General features: G+C 71.9%; 16 protein-coding genes. 10 read left to right on the top strand and 6 right to left on the bottom strand.

Going from position 1 to position 16,042, the window contains the following annotated elements; all coding sequences use genetic code 11:
• The first annotated feature begins 27 nt into the window (after positions 1-27).
• On the top strand, positions 28-666 hold the full coding sequence (locus tag LX83_RS27785) for a TetR/AcrR family transcriptional regulator (RefSeq protein ID WP_253776600.1): 639 nt from the start codon (positions 28-30) through the stop codon (positions 664-666).
• A gap of 26 nt (positions 667-692) precedes the next feature.
• Here LX83_RS27785 and LX83_RS27790 read toward each other — a convergent pair whose 3' ends face one another.
• From LX83_RS27790 to LX83_RS27805, 4 genes are all read right to left on the bottom strand, one after another.
• A complete protein-coding gene (locus LX83_RS27790) occupies positions 693-2,681 on the bottom strand; it encodes a BTAD domain-containing putative transcriptional regulator (protein WP_253776601.1) in 1,989 nt (662 codons plus the stop codon).
• Positions 2,682-3,309: 628 nt separating this feature from the next.
• Positions 3,310-4,026 (bottom strand): transmembrane-type terpene cyclase, encoded by a 717-nt coding sequence (locus tag LX83_RS27795; RefSeq protein ID WP_253776602.1) that lies wholly within the window; start codon positions 4,024-4,026, stop codon positions 3,310-3,312.
• A gap of 99 nt (positions 4,027-4,125) precedes the next feature.
• Entirely contained in the window at positions 4,126-4,626 is a 501-nt protein-coding gene (locus LX83_RS27800; RefSeq protein WP_253776647.1) for a flavin reductase family protein, read from the bottom strand.
• Between the two features lie 5 nt (positions 4,627-4,631).
• A complete protein-coding gene (locus LX83_RS27805; protein WP_253776604.1) occupies positions 4,632-5,048 on the bottom strand; it encodes a limonene-1,2-epoxide hydrolase family protein in 417 nt (138 codons plus the stop codon).
• 441 nt (positions 5,049-5,489) lie between these two features.
• Here LX83_RS27805 and LX83_RS27810 point away from each other — a divergent pair, with 441 nt between their 5' ends.
• The 6 genes from LX83_RS27810 (at position 5,490) to LX83_RS27835 (ending at position 10,836) form a co-directional block, all read left to right on the top strand.
• Entirely contained in the window at positions 5,490-6,077 is a 588-nt protein-coding gene (locus LX83_RS27810) for a TetR/AcrR family transcriptional regulator (RefSeq protein WP_253776606.1), read from the top strand.
• A gap of 501 nt (positions 6,078-6,578) precedes the next feature.
• Positions 6,579-7,568: a polyprenyl synthetase family protein gene (locus LX83_RS27815; RefSeq protein ID WP_253776609.1), complete on the top strand. Its 990-nt coding sequence runs from the start codon at positions 6,579-6,581 to the stop codon at positions 7,566-7,568.
• Between the two features lie 40 nt (positions 7,569-7,608).
• A complete protein-coding gene (locus LX83_RS27820) occupies positions 7,609-8,205 on the top strand; it encodes a tryptophan 2,3-dioxygenase family protein (RefSeq protein WP_253776611.1) in 597 nt (198 codons plus the stop codon).
• Between the two features lie 10 nt (positions 8,206-8,215).
• On the top strand, positions 8,216-9,598 hold the full coding sequence (locus tag LX83_RS27825) for an FAD-dependent oxidoreductase (protein ID WP_253776613.1): 1,383 nt from the start codon (positions 8,216-8,218) through the stop codon (positions 9,596-9,598).
• A 75-nt stretch (positions 9,599-9,673) separates the two neighbouring features.
• On the top strand, positions 9,674-9,814 hold the full coding sequence (locus tag LX83_RS27830; protein WP_253776615.1) for a hypothetical protein: 141 nt from the start codon (positions 9,674-9,676) through the stop codon (positions 9,812-9,814).
• A complete protein-coding gene (locus LX83_RS27835) occupies positions 9,811-10,836 on the top strand; it encodes a polyprenyl synthetase family protein (RefSeq protein WP_253776617.1) in 1,026 nt (341 codons plus the stop codon). Before LX83_RS27830 ends, LX83_RS27835 begins: the two co-directional genes overlap by 4 nt.
• Positions 10,837-10,961: 125 nt before the next feature.
• Here LX83_RS27835 and LX83_RS27840 read toward each other — a convergent pair whose 3' ends face one another.
• Positions 10,962-11,231, bottom strand: a complete 270-nt coding sequence (locus LX83_RS27840; protein WP_253776619.1) for a hypothetical protein — start codon at positions 11,229-11,231, stop codon at positions 10,962-10,964.
• A 104-nt stretch (positions 11,232-11,335) separates the two neighbouring features.
• Positions 11,336-12,154: an IclR family transcriptional regulator gene (locus tag LX83_RS27845; RefSeq protein ID WP_253776621.1), complete on the bottom strand. Its 819-nt coding sequence runs from the start codon at positions 12,152-12,154 to the stop codon at positions 11,336-11,338.
• 336 nt (positions 12,155-12,490) lie between these two features.
• Here LX83_RS27845 and LX83_RS27850 point away from each other — a divergent pair, with 336 nt between their 5' ends.
• From LX83_RS27850 to ispG, 3 genes are all read left to right on the top strand, one after another.
• On the top strand, positions 12,491-13,492 hold the full coding sequence (locus tag LX83_RS27850) for a 4-hydroxy-3-methylbut-2-enyl diphosphate reductase (protein WP_253776623.1): 1,002 nt from the start codon (positions 12,491-12,493) through the stop codon (positions 13,490-13,492).
• Between the two features lie 14 nt (positions 13,493-13,506).
• Entirely contained in the window at positions 13,507-15,315 is a 1,809-nt protein-coding gene (locus LX83_RS27855; protein ID WP_253776626.1) for a 1-deoxy-D-xylulose-5-phosphate synthase, read from the top strand.
• 26 nt (positions 15,316-15,341) lie between these two features.
• Positions 15,342-16,042: flavodoxin-dependent (E)-4-hydroxy-3-methylbut-2-enyl-diphosphate synthase (gene ispG / locus LX83_RS27860; RefSeq protein ID WP_253776649.1), on the top strand; the 701-nt coding region annotated here is incomplete at its 3' end.

Below are 16,042 nucleotides of genomic sequence, written 5' to 3' on the forward strand. Positions count from 1 at the left end.
AGTGGCATCTGGGTGAGAATGGCGATCGTGCGTACGGACCAGGCAGACACCGAGGTGCCGCGCGGCAAGGGGCGACCGCCCATGACCGAGCGGCGCAAGGACATCATCCGCCTGCAGATCGCCACGGCGGCGCTGGAACTGTTCAAGGCCCAGGGGGTCGCGGCGACCTCCGGCGAGCAGATCGCCGACCGGCTGGGCATCTCCACCCGGACGCTGTGGCGGTACTGCCCGTCCAAGGAGGGCTGTGTCCAGCCGCTGCTGACCCACGCCATCGGGGTGGTCATCGAGAAGCTGCGCGCCTGGCCGCGGGACGTGCCGCTGGTGGAACACCTCCTGCACGAGTCCGACCTCACCGAGCAGGTCCCGCAGTCCACTCTGGACCTGGCCAGACTGACCCGCACCGAGCCGGCACTGCGCGCGGTGTGGATGCAGACCTACCTGGAGGCCGAGAACGCCTTCGCCGAGGCGATCGCCGAGCGCACCGGCCAGCCGGCCGACGCGCTGGAGACCCGGGTGCTGGCTGGCATGCTCAACGCGGCGCTGCGCATCGCCGTCGAGCAGCACGCCTGGCTCACCGCGGATGACCCGGACGCGGCGCGCGAGTCCAGCATGACGGACGCCACGCGCGTGGCACTGCGCACCGCCATCGCCGGCCTGCGCCTGTAGCCGCGCGGGCGCGGCCGGCCAGCGCGCTAGCTGATCGCGTCCAGCCGCACCCCCAGGTCGTCGTGCACGGGCGCGCGGGTTCCCACCGGGTGGGCCCAGTAGGTGGCCGGCAGCCCGTTGTCCACCCCGAGGTCGGCCAGTGCGGCCCGGCGCGCGGCGACCGGGACGGACTCGTGCAGCACCCGCTTGACGATGGGATGGCGGAACCGCAGCCGCGACCCGCCCAGGTCGACCAGGGCGCCGCCGGCCAGTGCCTCGGCAACGGAGTCCACCAGCTGGTGCGCGCGCTTGCCGCTGACCCGCAGCACATCCCCGACCGTGTGCGGGTCACCGAGCAGGGACGCGCAGCGCAGCATCTCGCGGGTGGCCGAGGAGAAGCAGTCGAGGTAGTCGTGCACCGCCCTGGCCACCGAGTCGGGGGTGGCCAGCCAGCCCCGACTCGGCCGACTGGCCATGGCCTGGCCGATCGCCCGCACGAACGCGGGATTGCCCCCGGACAGGGTGGCCACCAGGTCGGTGGTGTGCCGGCCGGCGGGATGCGACCGGTGCAGCAGCTCGCGCACCTCGGCGTCGGACAACTCGCCCAGCTCCAGGGTGTCGCAGCCGGACTCGGCCACCAGCATGCGCAGCAGGTCCAGGTTGCGGTGTCGGGGCAGCGGCCGACAGGTGGAGATCAGCAGCAGCGGGTGGTGCGCGGTCAGCTCGTGCAGCTGTCGCCACACCAGCAGGGTTTCGTCGTCCGCCCAGTGCAGGTCGTCGATCACCAGCACCACCGGCCGGCTGCCGGCGGCGTCCAGCACTGACCGCACCCTGGCGAGCACGCCGCCCAGCCGCACCCGGGCGTCCGCCCGTTTCGCCACGCTCTCCGGCACGAGGTCCAGTCCGGTCAGGCCGGCGCGGCGGAGCAGCCCGCTGTCCAGCCCACCGACACAGCTCTCCAGGACCCCGAGCGGAACCCGGTGGGACAGCTCGTCGGCGACGCCCCAGCCGACCACGCACTCCGCGCCCACCAGCTCGGCCAGTCCCGCCCCGAGCAGGGCGGTCTTCCCGGTGCCCGGGGCGCCGTTCACCCAGAGCGCGCCGCCCCGGCCGGTGCGCACCCCGGCCACGGCCGCCCGCACCCGGGCCAGTTCCCCGTCCCGGCCGACGAAGGTGGCCGGGCGCGCACTGGCGATCCGCGCGTACGCGCGACCGGACAGCTCGCGCTCCGCGACGACCGCGCCGCCCACGATCCCGGGCACCACCGGGCTTCCGCTGCGCAGCACCGCCTGGCGCAGCTCGCGCAGTGCCGCGCCCGGCTCCGCGCCGAAGTGCTCCAGCAGTGCCTCCCTGGCCTGCCGGTACACCCCCAGCGCCTCGACCTGGCGGCCGGAGCGGGACAGGGCCAGCATCAGCGAGTGGTGGAGGTCCTCACGCGCGGGGTGGTGCGACACCAGCTCCCGCAACTCGTCGATGACCTCGTCGTGGTACCCCATGTCGATCATCAGGCAGGCGCGGCGGGCACTCAGCCCCAGCCGCACCTCGGTCAGGCGCTGCCGCCAGGACAGCGCGAGCGGACCCGGCACGCCCTGCAGGGCCTCCCCCTGCCACAGCGCGAGCGCACTGTCCACAGCCGACAGTTCGCCGCGCGCGTCCCCGCTCGCCCGCATCGCCCTGGCCTGGTCGCGGTAGCGCTGCACCAGCGCGACGTCGAGGTTGTCCGGCGAGACCACCAGGCGATATCCGGAGTAGCCGCTCTCCAGCACCCCGGCCGCCTCGCGCGTGCCCACACCGCGCTCGACGAGCCGGCGCAGCGCGGAGACGTAGGTGTAGATCCGGTTGCTCGCGCCGTTCGGACAGTCGTCGTCCCACAGGGCCGCGACCAACTCGTCGCGCGAGACAACCCGGTTGGCACGCAGGGCGAGGGCCACGAACACCGCGGTCGGCAACCCGTGTCCGAGCTTGAGCGGCACCTCACCCCGCCAGGCGCGGGGCTCGCCGAGCAGCCTTATCTTCAGTTCCGCGTTCGGAACCATCCGCACTCCCGCATGCGCTCTGAGCCTGACAGTGCGACCGGAGAAGCCCGGGCTGCAGTCGAGCGGCTCGAACCGTGAGAACATCCACGACAAGGTCAGCACACCAATCCCCGTCGAGCCGGCCAACTCGGCCGTGCAGGGGCAAACTGGGGGAGATCCCCCTTTCCACCACCACCTCGAACGGCAACGGGCACCAGTCTCCCCCCGGGGGGCACAGGACAAACCGGCAACAGGGCTTTCCTGGAACGCGGAGTTCACCGGCGCGAAACGCGGTGCCCGTTGACACGCACGCATGTGGACCGGGGACCACCACCGCTTCACGAATCCTTCACGCGACTGGTCCACTCCGGACCGCCGCGCCCGGAGGCGTCACGAACAGCACGGACGACATCCCGCCAGCCCGGCAGCGCGTCCTCGCCCGAATCACCCGGCCGGCGTCCTGGTGGTTCCCGCACCACAGCCCCGCCGGTGTGCCCCGGACAACACCTCGCCGCCGCCGATCGCGATGATTAACCGGATCAACACTTCGTCCGGTGAGGGTTTCACCGCAGGACGCGGCTGTGCGCAGGCAACCAGCGCCTGCGCACAGCATCCGACTCGTCATCCACGCGGTGGGCCCGCCACCGGCTCAGGTCCGGGCGACCAGCACCGCCTCGGCGTGCGGCCGCGCGGTGAACGCCCACGGCGAGCGCCCCTCGGCGCGCATGGTCCGGTGCAGCAGCACCAGGTAGACGATGTCCAGCACGACCATGGTCGGCACCACCACCCAGAACAGGATGCGGTGCGGGTAGAGGAGGAAGCCGGTGAGCCCGGCGAAGAAGGACCCGACGCACTTGGCGGTGGCGATGTGCATGGACTGCCCCAGCGACGATCCGCGCCGCCGGAGCATCAGGATGAACGAGGCGCTCAGCGGCACGTTGATGACCATCCCGATGTACATGCCGTCGAGGTCGTGGAACTCGTTGGCCCCGGCCATCACCAGCAGCGCCGCCCACACCAGCACGCCGAGCACCGACCAGGTGAAGGCCCGCGGCGACAACCGGGGGTAGTCGTTGCGCCCGTACCGGAACACCTGGTACATCAGGAAGACGTTGACGATGACCCAGGCGAAGTTGATGCCGCGCTGGGTCGGCGTCTGCTCCAGGATGAAGGTCAGGCTGAACTCCCAGGCGAAGTCCACCGCGGCCATGTACACGGGCACCCCCACCCGCTTGTCCACAATGGCCTGGCGGATGGCCAGCAGGTAGGTCACCACCCAGCCGGCCGCGGTCGGCCCGGCGACGGCCCAGAAGAGCCAGCGCGGGACGTCGGCCGGCCCCAGGGTGACCGGCGCGACCTCTGACATCGGGATGAGAAACGGCGGAAGCCAGTCCATGGGATGTCCCTTGCCGTGTCCGGGGAAGCTTGCCGTGTCGAAGGAGGAGGAGACCGGTGTGGTGTCGCCTCAGCGGGCGAGGTGGTGGAAGCCGCTCGCGTGGTACACCAGCGGGCGGACCCCGGCGCGCGTCTCGACGTGCTCGACCCGCAGCAGCGCGAGCACGTGGTCCCCGGCCGGGATCTCCTGCTCAAGTGAGCACTCCAGCCAGGCTGGCGCGCCCACGACCCGGATCGCCCCCCGGTCGGTCAGCCGCCATTCCGCTGGCGTGAAGCGGTTCGCCGTGGCGCGGCCCAGCCGACGGGCCAGCTCGGCGTGTTCGGCGCCGAGCACGCTCACCCCGATCCGGTCCGCGGTGCGCAGGCGCGCCCAGGTCCAGGAGTTCTCCATCACGCAGATGGACGCGAGGGGTGGTTCCAGGGACACCGAGGTGAAGGAACTCACCGCGATCCCCAGGGCCGCGCTGTCCACCAGCGCGGCGATCGCGGTGACGCCGGAGGGGAACTGCGCGAACGCCTGGCGCAGCGCCCGCTCCGCCACCGGCGGCCCCGCCTGCCGGTACCGCACCATCGCGCTCACCACTCCCGCGGCTCGGAGATGAGGTTGTTGCTGTCGTAGTAGTCCCGCCAGGCGCGGATCCGGTCGCCACGCAGCTCGAAGGCGGCCATCACCCTCAGGTTGCGGGCGATCGGGGTGCCGTCCACCCGGAGCATGTTCTCCACCCGCTCGACCAGCACGGTGTCGCCCGAGGTGGCCAGGTGCCGGAACCTGACCTCCAACTGGGCGAAGTCGTCCGGCATCAGCGCGAGGATCTGCTGCCTGCCCCGGCACACCGGCGCGCCCGGGTTCTCCCACACGCAGTCGTCGGTCAGGAACCGGTGCACCGCGGCGGTGACGTCGGCCGGGGTGGGCCCCATGCTGGTCAGGAAGTCGCGCACCACCCGCTGGTGGTGGTCAACGACGGGTTCGACAGCGGACGCGGCAGAGGACATGATCGGCTCCTGGTGGTCGTGACTTCCTGGTGGCCAGGGACTTTCCGAAAGGTGGTGGCGAGTTCACCGGCTGCCTGGTCGCCGTCCTCGGCACCGCGGCGGCCGTCCGGACGCGCCAGCACCGCACCACCGCCAGCCCGGGTCATCGTGTTCACCTCGCGGCCCCGCCCACGTCCGGACAACAGCACCGATGACGGCCGACGGCACCGGCCAGGGCGACACCTCGTCCGGCCGGTGGACCGTCGCGGGGAGGATGCTAACATTATTTGTCGCGGAGTGTCTTTTTGACCCCAAGCGCCAGATAGACCCGATGCCCTGTGGGCCCCGGCCGGTTCGGGCGGCGGTCGCCACCACGGGGCCGCCGAGACCTGGAGGAGATTGTGCGGCGTGGCAGCGGACTCGGCAGGCGAGACGGTGGACCGCGGCAGGGGACGACCCCCGATGAGCGAGCGGCGCAAGGACGTCATCCGGCTGCGGATCGCCACAGCAGCCCTTGAGCTGTTCAAGTCCCAGGGGGTGGCCGCCACCTCGGTCGAGCAGATCGCGGGCGAACTGGGCATCTCCACTCGCACGCTGTGGCGGTACTCCCCGTCCAAGGAGGGGTGCGTCCTGCCGCTGCTCACCCACGGGCTCGCCGCGGTCGTCGAGAAGCTGCGGGCCTGGCCGCGCCACCTGCCACTGCTCGACCACCTGCTGCACGAGAGCGATCTCGCCGAGCGGGTGCCGGAGTCCACTCTGGACCTGGCCAGGCTGACCCGGACCGAGCCCGCGCTGCGGTCGGTCTGGCTGCGGAGCTACCTCGACGCGGAGAACGTCTTCGCGGAGGTCATCGCCGAACGCACCGGCCTGGCGGCGGACGCGCTGGAAACCAAGGTGCAGGCGGGAATGCTGAACATCGCACTGCGCATCGCGGTGGAGCACCACGCCTGGAACACCGCGCCCGCCGGTGCGCGCGCGACACCGCCGGGCGGCCTGACGAACGCGACCCGGGCGGCGCTGCGCACCGCGATCAACGGCCTCTCCATGTGATCCGCGCGGCGGCCGGCACACCAGCGGACCGGCCTGGCCGCAGCACCACCGCGCTGCTCAGTTGAGCACCGTGGCGCGGTGCGCCGGTCCGCCCCGAACCACACCACCCGAGCCGCGCCACGCCGATCCCGCCCGGCCGCCCCGCGCTGCCCAGCCCCGCCCGACCGTCGTGATCGCCTTGTGCCGCAGGCGATCCCCACGCTGACACCGGCGGCGATCCCGCGTGCGTCGGCCACCTCGGCCAGCCTGGACACCGCACTGGTGAGCACCGCACGGCAGAAAGGTCGTCCGCCCACCGCACGTGCCGCCCGCGCCTGTTGGCCCGCCGCGCACTTCCCCGGACACCTCGCACCGGGACGGTGGACCTACCGCGCCGCGCCCGAAGATCGTTGGCAGCACTGGGATTCCGGCCGGCCGAAAGAGCCCGCACCGGTGTCCCCTTCGGGCACGGCTCGTTCGTCCTCGGCGACAACCCGTTGTGCCACACCTACAGTCGGCCGCATGACGGAGGTCGATGTGCCGCAGGTGGCCGATCCCGAGATCGCCGCACTGGTGCGGGCCGAGGTGGAATGCCGGTGGCCGGACGGTGTTTCCGGCATCGACGAGTTGGTGCGCTACGGGTTGGTGCCCTTCGGCAAGATGATGGGCCCCTGGCTGTTGATCCGGTCAAGCCTGGCCGTGGGTGGCCAGATCGCGTCGGTTCTCCCCGCCGCCGTGGCCGTGGAGTGCGTGCAGGTCGGCGCGATGATGCACGACGACATCATCGACGGCGACCCCCAGCGGCGCAGCAAACGCGCGGCGTTCGCCAGGTTCGGGGAGCCGTCGGCGATCGTCGGCGGGGACGGGTTGTTCTTCCACGGCTTCGCCGCCCTGGCCGAGTGTCAGGAGGCGGGCGTGCCCGTCGACCGGGTGGCGCGGGCGTTGACCGTGCTGTCCCAGACCGGCCTGCGCATCGGCAACGCGGCCATCCAGGAGATCCGGATGGGGCGGCGCATCTGCTCCAGCACCGAATACCTGAACATGATCAGGGACAAGAGCGGCGCCCTGCTCTGGATGGCGTGCGGGGTCGGCGCGACGCTCAGCGGCGCCGACGATGCCGCGCTCACGGCCCTGAGCAGGTACAGCGACCTGCTCGGGGTCGCGTACCAGATCCGCGACGACCTGATGGCCTACGACGGAACACGGGCGGGCAAGCCGAACGTCTCCGACGTGCGCAACGGCCGGCCCACCCTGCCCGTGCTGCTCGCCCACCAGCGCGCACCGCGCGAGGAGCAGCAGCTGATCGAACGGCTGCTCGCCGACACCGACTCACCCGTGGCCGAGCGCTACGAGGCCATGACCCGGCTGGTGCGCGCCCACGACGGCGTGCGGGCGGCGCGGGAGATGTCCCACCGCTACGCGCGGTTGGCCGCGAAGGCGCTGGACGGGCTGCCCGCCAGCGAGCACCGCGCCGCGCTCGCGGAACTCACCGTGCCGGGTCGCCTGGTGTAGCGCACCGACGCTCATGTGGAGGTGACTCCTGTTGACCGCCATGACCTATTCGACATACCTGCACCTGGACGAACTGCTCTCGCTGCAGCATCCGCTCACCCCGTCCGACCAGCAGGACGTGCACGACAGCGAGCGGCTGTTCATCGTGGTGCACCAGGCTTCCGAGACGCTGCTCAGCCAGGTCCTCACCGACCTGCGCCACATCGAGGCGGACCGGTGCACGTCGCAGTGCTTCGCGCACCGGGTGGACCGGGCCACCCGGCTGATCCACGCACTGGAGGGGCAGCTGTCGCTGCTGCACAACACGTTGCGGCGAACGGACTTCCTGCTGTTCCGGGACCGCTTCGGATCGGCGAGCGGGCTGCAGTCCACCCAGTTCCGCGAGCTGTTCACGCTGACCGAGCGCCTCACCAGACGCGACGTGGCGCACCGGTCGGTGACGGAACTGGAACACCTGATGCGGCTGCGCGCGGCGGTCCAGGACTGGCGGCGCACCCACATCAAGCTGGTCGCGCACATGATCGGCGACCTGCCCGGCTCGGGCAACACCTCCGGAATCGAGTACCTGGCACGCCAGTTGGACGGTCCGGCCCCCGGTGACGCCGCCGCCGCGGCGGGGCCGAGGACGCGTTCGTGAAAGGCCACACATGCGCGCGTTGTCGCCAAGTCCGTTGCTGGGACAGGTCGTCGTGCTGGGCGGGAGCATCGCCGGCCTGCTGACCGCCCACGTTCTCGCCCGGCACGCCGAGCGGGTGACCGTGCTGGAACGCGACCAGTACGCCGCCGGGCCCGAGCCACGCTCCGGGGTGCCCCAGTCCCGGCACACCCACGTCCTGTTGAGCAGTGGCATCAGGGCGTTGGACGAGCTGCTTCCCGGGCTCACCCGGGAACTGCGGGACGCGGGCGCGCCGCACCTGTCGGTGCCCGCGGACCTCGGGGTGTGGCAGGCGGGACAGTGGATCTCGCGCAGCCACCCGTCCGGGCCGATCATGACGCCGACGCGGCCGCTGCTGGAGCGGGCCGTCCGCGAGCGCGTGCTGGCCAACCCGGACATCCGGGTGCTCACCTCGACCGAGGCCACCGGCCTGACCGGTGGTCCCCACCAGATCACCGGCGTGACCTACCGCAGCCGGGGAGGCGACCACCAGGCCAGGCACAGCCTGTCCGCCGACCTGGTGGTGGACGCCACCGGCCGAGGCAGCCGGACGCCCGAGTGGCTGACCGCGCTGGGCGCCCCCGCGCCCGACGAGGAACTGCTGGAGACCGGGCGGGCCTACGCCACCTGTGTCTTCCAGACCGACGAACTCGTGCCCGACGGCCACATCAGGGGTTTCTACATCGTGCCCGAGGCCAGGCAACCACTCGGGACGATCATCCTGCCCGCCGAGGGTGACCGGTGGATGGTGACCCTGTCCGGGCCGCGCGGGCAGGCGCCACCCAACGACGTGACCGGTTTCGTCGACTTCACCCGCGATCTCCCGCACGACGGGCCGCACAAGTGGCTGAGCACGGCACAGGCCGTCGGTCGTCCGGTCGGCTTCCGGCACACCACGAACCGGCGGCGCCGCTACGACCGCGCCGCGCGCCACCGCACCGGGCTGCTCGTGGTCGGTGACGCGCTGTGCGCCCTCAACCCCGTGTACGGCCAGGGCATGTCCGCGGCGGCGCTGAACGCGGTGGCCCTCCACCGGGAACTGGCCGGTGCCCGCGCCACCCCGGCCACCCACCGGCTGCAGCGGGCGGTGCTGCGTTCCTCGCGCGGGGCGTGGCAGGTCGCCACGGGCGCGGACGGCGCCATGCCCGGGGCGAACGGCAACGCGCTGCGCACGGGCGTGGGCGGCCGGGTGGTCAACTGGTACCTGGACCGGGTGAGCGAGCGCGTGCCCGGCGATCCGGTTGTCTGCCGCGCGTTCCGCGACGTGTTCTCCCTCCTCGCCCCGCCGAGCAGCCTGCTCACCTCCCCCCGGGTGCTCCACCGAACACTGCTGCGCTCCCCCGTCCAGACACCACCCGACCTGCCCACACCGTGATGCGCTCGACCGTGGCCACCGTCCCGGGTGGACCAGGTCGAGACCACCGCTGGCCCGACAGTGAAGGTTCACACCATGCGACGCACAAGTGCACTCACCCGCACCGGGGTGGGCCGCTCCCACCCGCCGCACACCGCCCATCCCGCTGTCCACATCGGACGGAAACTGGCCCTGTCCGCCGCCGGCGGCGCGCGGCGAGCGGAGGTGGCGCGATGACCACCACCCCCACCAGGAGACTGCCGGAATCCCTCGACGCTGGCGTGGCCCTGGTCGGGCCGGCCCTGCGCGAGACGGTGATCCGGTACCTGTGCCCGGAGATGGGCCGGGTCGCCCAGTACCACCACGGCTGGACCGACGCCGACGGCCGGCCGACCAACGCGTGGGGCGGCAAGCTGCTCCGGCCCGCGCTGGCCCTGCTGTCCGCGCGCGCCGCCGGTGGCGCGCCGGCCAGCGGGGTGCCCGCGGCGGTGGCGATCGAACTGGTGCACAACTTCTCGCTGCTGCACGACGACATCATGGACGGCGACACGGCCCGCCGGGGCCGGGCGACCGCGTGGACGCTGTTCGGCGTGCCGCCGGCCATCCTGGCCGGTGACGCGCTGCTGACCGCGGCGGTGTCCGTGCTGCTCGACTCGGACAGCGCGGGCGCGCGCTCGGCCGCCTCGTCGCTGCTGACCGCCACCCAGCGGATGATCACCGGTCAGGCCGTGGACGTCGACTTCGAGCGGCGCACCGACGTGACCCTGGCCGAGTGCGTGGCGATGGCGGGCAACAAGACGGGTGCGCTGCTCGCGTGCGCCTGCTCGCTGGGCGCCGACCTGGTCGGCGCGGACCCGGAACTGGTGCGGCGACTGGCGGCCTTCGGTGAGCACGTCGGGTTGGCCTTCCAGCTCATCGACGACCTGTTGGGCATCTGGGGCGACCCGGACCGCACCGGCAAGCAGGTCGGTGCCGATCTGCGGGTGCGCAAGAAGTCGCTGCCCGTGGTGGCCGCGCTCAACGCGCCGGGGTCGGCGGAACTGTCCACCCTGTACTTCCGGGCGGAACCGCTGACCGACCAGGAGGTGCGGCGCGTCGCCGACCTGATCGAACTCGCCGGCGGGCGGGACTGGGCCCGCGACGAGGCCGCCAGGCAGATCACCGCGGCCGAGGAAAGCCTTGCCGCCGCTGGAATCCCGGACGCGATCCGCGGCGAGTTCCTGGACATCGCCGCGTTCATCACCGACCGCCGGTTCTGAACCGAAGGCTCCACACCAGACAGTGGTGACCGGCCGGGCTGGACGCGGCTCTCCGTGGCCGCGTCCAGGCTCCCCTGCTCCCCTGCCAGGTGAGGTCCGCCCTGCGCCCGTCGCACCGGCGACGTTCAGCAGAACAGTTGGGCGTTCTCAACGGCCCACTCGTCGAAGCCGCGCAGCGGGCGGCCGATGATCTCGCGCACGGTCGGCCGCTGGTCGAGCGTCCACCTGGCGGGCTCGGCGAGTACCCGCACCCGGTCCCCGGCGTCCAACAGCTGCCTGGCCAGGCTGCGCCCGACGATCCCGGTGGGGCTGCTGCCCGCGTCCTTCCTGGGGCTGACCGCGGTCAGCAGGTGCAGACGGGTGTGTGAGGTGGTGGTCCGCGTGATTCGATCCACGGCAAGCCCCTCCATCTGTGAGAACGGGGATCTTGCGCCGCCTCGGTAGCCCGAGGTGGTTGTCGGATCTGAGGTCAGCGGCCCTACCAGACAGTCCGGGTTGGTCAGCAGGCGCCGGCCAGGTTCTCCTCGATGCAGCCGACGGTGTTCAGCAGGATGCGCCCGACGCCGCGCAGGTCCATGTTGTGCACAGTGCCGGCCACCACCACCGCGGCCACCGGTGCGGCGTTGCCCAGGTGGACCGGGGCCGCCACCTCGACGAGGCCGGGAAGGTGCGCACTCCGGGCGTAGGCCAGGCCGCTGCGTCGGATCAGCTCGAACTCGCGCCGCATCCGGTCCAGCTCGGTGACCGTCCACTGTGGCTGGCGGATGCTCTTGGCCAGCAGGAGTTTGCCCGCCGCCGAGCAGTGCGCGGGCACCGGCCGGCGCAACGCCATGGCCAGTCGGGAGTGGTCGTGGTCGTAGAGCGTGCCGGCGTGGTGGACCTCCAGTCCCGACAGCATGCCCACGCTGACGATCCTGCGGGTGAGCTGGAACAGCTCGACCAGGTACGGGGTGATCGAGTAGCTGAAGCTCTGCACCCTGGCCGGGCCGCGGCTGGCCGCCAACCGGGAGATGTAGTCGCCGAGTTCGTAGGACTTCGCCTCGGTCCTGGTGGCGAGGCCGAGATCCGTCAACACCCGCATCAGCCGGTGCAGTGACGACTTCGGCAGCTTGATCAGCTGGGACAACTCGGACAGCGTCAGCGGCCGGGACGCGTCGGCCAGAGCTTCCAGCACCGCCAACGCTTTCCGCAGCGGGGCACCGGCTGACCCGTTCGCCCCCACGTCGACCACGGTGTCCGCGGGCGTGACCGCGCCACGGCCAGGCCGTCGGGGAAGCTGTGCCCGGGCCAGCACCCGGGAAGTGCCTGCAGAGTTCACCGCCGTGCTCCTGTCGCTGACCCACCACCTCGGTCCATAGCTACCCAAGGGTGTCGCGGAAGCCAAGGGAGAGCAGTGCCGCTGGCCCGGGTGGGCACGCAGATGTGCCCTTTCCGACCGCGTGGTGCGCTCCCGGTCGACGCGCGCGGAACACCGCCGGTGCTTTCCACGGGCCGCGCACGCGGTCCGGATCGTGGTCGTGGTCCGGTCGCGCGAGCCGAGGTACACATCGCACTGTCCGCACTACACACCGGTTTCACGTTGCCGCACAACAACAGTTCTGGAAAGCGGAACCCGTCGTTGAGCCGGTGCCGTCCTCCTCCCTACCGTGCCGCTATGGCAAACGCGAGTTCGGACGAGCACGCGGAAGGCCAGGAGCCGCGCCGCATCCTGCTGGCCGGCCCACGGTCCTTCTGCGCGGGAGTTGAACGGGCCATCGAGATCGTGGAGCGAGCACTGGCATCCCGGGGCGCGCCCGTCTACGTCCGCAAGCAGATCGTGCACAATGCCTACGTCGTCGACGACCTCGCCCGGCGCGGCGCGGTCTTCGTCGAGGAACTGGACGAGGTGCCGGACGGCGCGACCGTGGTGTTCTCCGCGCACGGCGTCTCCCCCGCCGTGCGCGCCGAGGCCGAGCGACGCGGCCTCGACGTCATCGACGGAACCTGCCCCCTGGTCTCCAAGGTCCACGCCAAGGCCCGCCGCTACGCCGCGCGCGGCGACACGGTGGTGCTGATCGGCCACGCCGGGCACGAGGAGGTCGAGGGCACCCTCGGCGAGGCACCGGAGTCGATGGTCCTGGTCGAGACGGTCGACCAGATCCGCGAGCTGTCCGTGCCCGACCCGGAGCGGGTCTCCTACCTCACCCAGACCACCCTCGCGGTCGACGAGACCGCCGAGTTCGTGGACGCGCTGCGGGAGAAGTTCCCGCTGCTGCACGAGCCGCCGTCCGAGGACATCTGCTACGCCACCACCAACCGGCAGCACGCGCTCAACGCGATCGTCGCCGAGGCCGACCTCGTCCTGGTGGTCGGCTCCCCGAACTCCTCCAACTCGGTCCGCCTGGTCGAGCTGTCCCGCCGCCAGGGCACGCCGGCGCACCTCATCGACCGGGCCGGCGACATCGATCCGGCGTGGCTCGACGGCGTGCGCACCGTCGGGCTGACCGCCGGCGCCTCGGCGCCGCCCGCGCTGGTCACCGAGGTGGTGACCGCGTTGGGTGAGCTGGGGCCGGTCACCGTGGAGGAACGCGAGGTCACGCGGGAGACGACGCACTTCGAACTCCCCTGGGTCGTGCGCGGGACCGCCGAGCAGTCAACGAGCAGCCTTCCTGGCTGAACGGGCGTGAGGACATGACATCCACCTTGCTCAGTCACATCACCGGTCCGGAGCGGCTCAAGCAGCTGCGGCCGGACCAGTTGTCCACGCTGACCACCGAGATCAGGGACTTCCTCGTCGACCGGGTCTGCCGGACCGGCGGGCACCTCGGCCCGAACCTCGGCGTGGTCGAACTGACCATCGCGCTGCACCGGGTGTTCGACTCGCCAGCCGACCGGATCGTGTTCGACACCGGCCACCAGTCCTATGTGCACAAGATCCTCACCGGCCGGCAGGCCGGTTTTGACACGCTGCGCGCGGCGGGTGGGCTGGCCGGCTACCCGCAGCGCGGCGAGTCACCGCACGACCACGTGGAGAACTCGCACGCCTCCACCGCACTGTCCTATGCGGACGGACTGGCCAAGGCGCAGCAGCTGCTCGGCGAGCAGCACCGGCGGGTGGTCGCGGTGATCGGTGACGGCGCGCTCACCGGTGGCCTGGCCTGGGAGGCCCTGAACAACCTGGGCGGCGGCGGGCGCCCGGTCGTGGTCGTGCTCAACGACAACGGCCGCTCCTACGACCCCACCGTCGGCGGCCTGGCCGAGCACCTGGCCGCGCTGCGCGAGCACCGGGACACCGGCCGGAACCTGTTCGAGGACATCGGGTTCGCCTACCTCGGCCCGGTGGACGGGCACGACATCGCCGCGGTGGAGGACGCGTGCCGCGCGGCGGTGCGGCTGCACCGGCCGGTGGTGGTCCACTGCGTCACCGAGAAGGGGCGCGGCTACCCCTCCGCCGAGCGCGACGAGGCCGACCGCATGCACGGCATCGGCGTGATCGACCCGGCGACCGGCCGCCCCAGCAGCGCCTCGCCGCCCAGCTGGACCAGTGCGTTCGGTGCGGAGCTGGCCGAGATCGGCGCCAGCCACCCCGAGGTCGTGGCGCTGACCGCGGCGATGCTGCGCCCGGTCGGGCTGCACCGGTTCGCCCAGCGGTTCCCCGAACGCGTCTTCGACGTGGGCATCGCCGAACAGCACGCGGTCACCAGCGCGGCCGGCCTGGCCATGGGCGGCCTGCACCCGGTGGTCTGCCTGTACGCCACGTTCCTCAACCGCGCCATCGACCAGGTCCTGATGGACGTGGCCCTGCACCGCCTGCCGGTGACCTTCGTGCTGGACCGAGCCGGGATCACCGGCCCGGACGGCCCCAGCCACCACGGCATGTGGGATCTCGCCCTGCTGGGCGCGGTTCCCGGCATGCGGGTCGCCGCGCCGCGCGACACCACCCAGCTCGCCGCCCTGCTGCGCGAAGCGGTGTCCACACAGGACGGTCCGACCGCGCTGCGCTTCCCCAAGGCGAGCGTGGGCGCGCAGATCCCCGCGCTCAACCGGATGGACGGCCTGGACATCCTCTACCGCAGCCGGTCGCAGCCGCTGGACGTTCTGCTGGTGTCCACCGGTGTGCTCGCCGCGCCAGCGGTGCGGGCGGCGGAACTGCTGTCCAGCAACGACATCGGGGTGACCGTTGTCGACCCGCGCTGGCTGCTGCCGATCAACCCCACCCTGATCCACCTGGCGTCCCGGCACCGCCTGGTGCTCACCGTCGAGGACGGCGTGCGCGCCGGGGGTGTGGGCACGGCACTGGCCCAGGCCTGCACGGACGCGCGGGTGGCCACCCCGGTGCACAACCTCGGGTTGCCGCGCGGATTCGTGGACCACGGCAGCCGGTCGGCGCTCCTCGCCGAACACGGCCTCACCGCGGAGTCGATCGCCGGAACCGCGCTGACCCTGCACAGCACACTCATGGCACACCACCCCACCAGCCTGGAAAGGATGCCGCGGTGACCCAGGTCGCGCTTGGTATTCCCGCGATGCCCCCACCCGTGCTCGCCCCGCGCCGCAAGACCCGACAGCTCCAGGTCGGCACGGTCGGGGTGGGCAGCGACCACCCCGTGTCCGTGCAGTCCATGACGACCACACTCACCGCGGATGTCAACGCCACGCTGCAGCAGATCGCGGAGTTGACCGCGGCCGGCTGTGACATCGTGCGGGTGGCCTGCCCGTCGCAGGACGACGCGGACGCGCTGCCGGCGATCGCGCGCAAGTCGCAGATCCCGGTGATCGCCGACATCCACTTCCAGCCCAAGTACGTGTTCGCCGCGATCGAGGCCGGGTGTGCCGCGGTGCGGGTGAACCCGGGCAACATCAAGAAGTTCGACGACAAGGTCAAGGAGATCGCGCAGGCCGCCAAGGACCACGGCACGCCGATCCGGATCGGGGTCAACGCGGGCTCGCTGGACCCTCGGCTGCTGGCCAAGTACGGCAAGGCCACGCCCGAGGCGCTGGTGGAGTCGGCGCTGTGGGAGGCCTCGCTGTTCGCCGAGCACGACTTCCACGACATCAAGATCTCGGTCAAGCACAACGACCCGGTGGTCATGGTGCGGGCCTACGAGTTACTGGCCGAGTCCTGCGACTACCCGCTGCACCTGGGGGTGACCGAGGCGGGGCCGGCGTTCCAGGGCACCATCAAGTCGGCGGTGGCCTTCGGCGCGCTGCTGCGGCAGGGCATCGG

This window comes from Goodfellowiella coeruleoviolacea, assembly GCF_024171785.1.
Lineage (GTDB): Bacteria > Actinomycetota > Actinomycetes > Mycobacteriales > Pseudonocardiaceae > Goodfellowiella > Goodfellowiella coeruleoviolacea.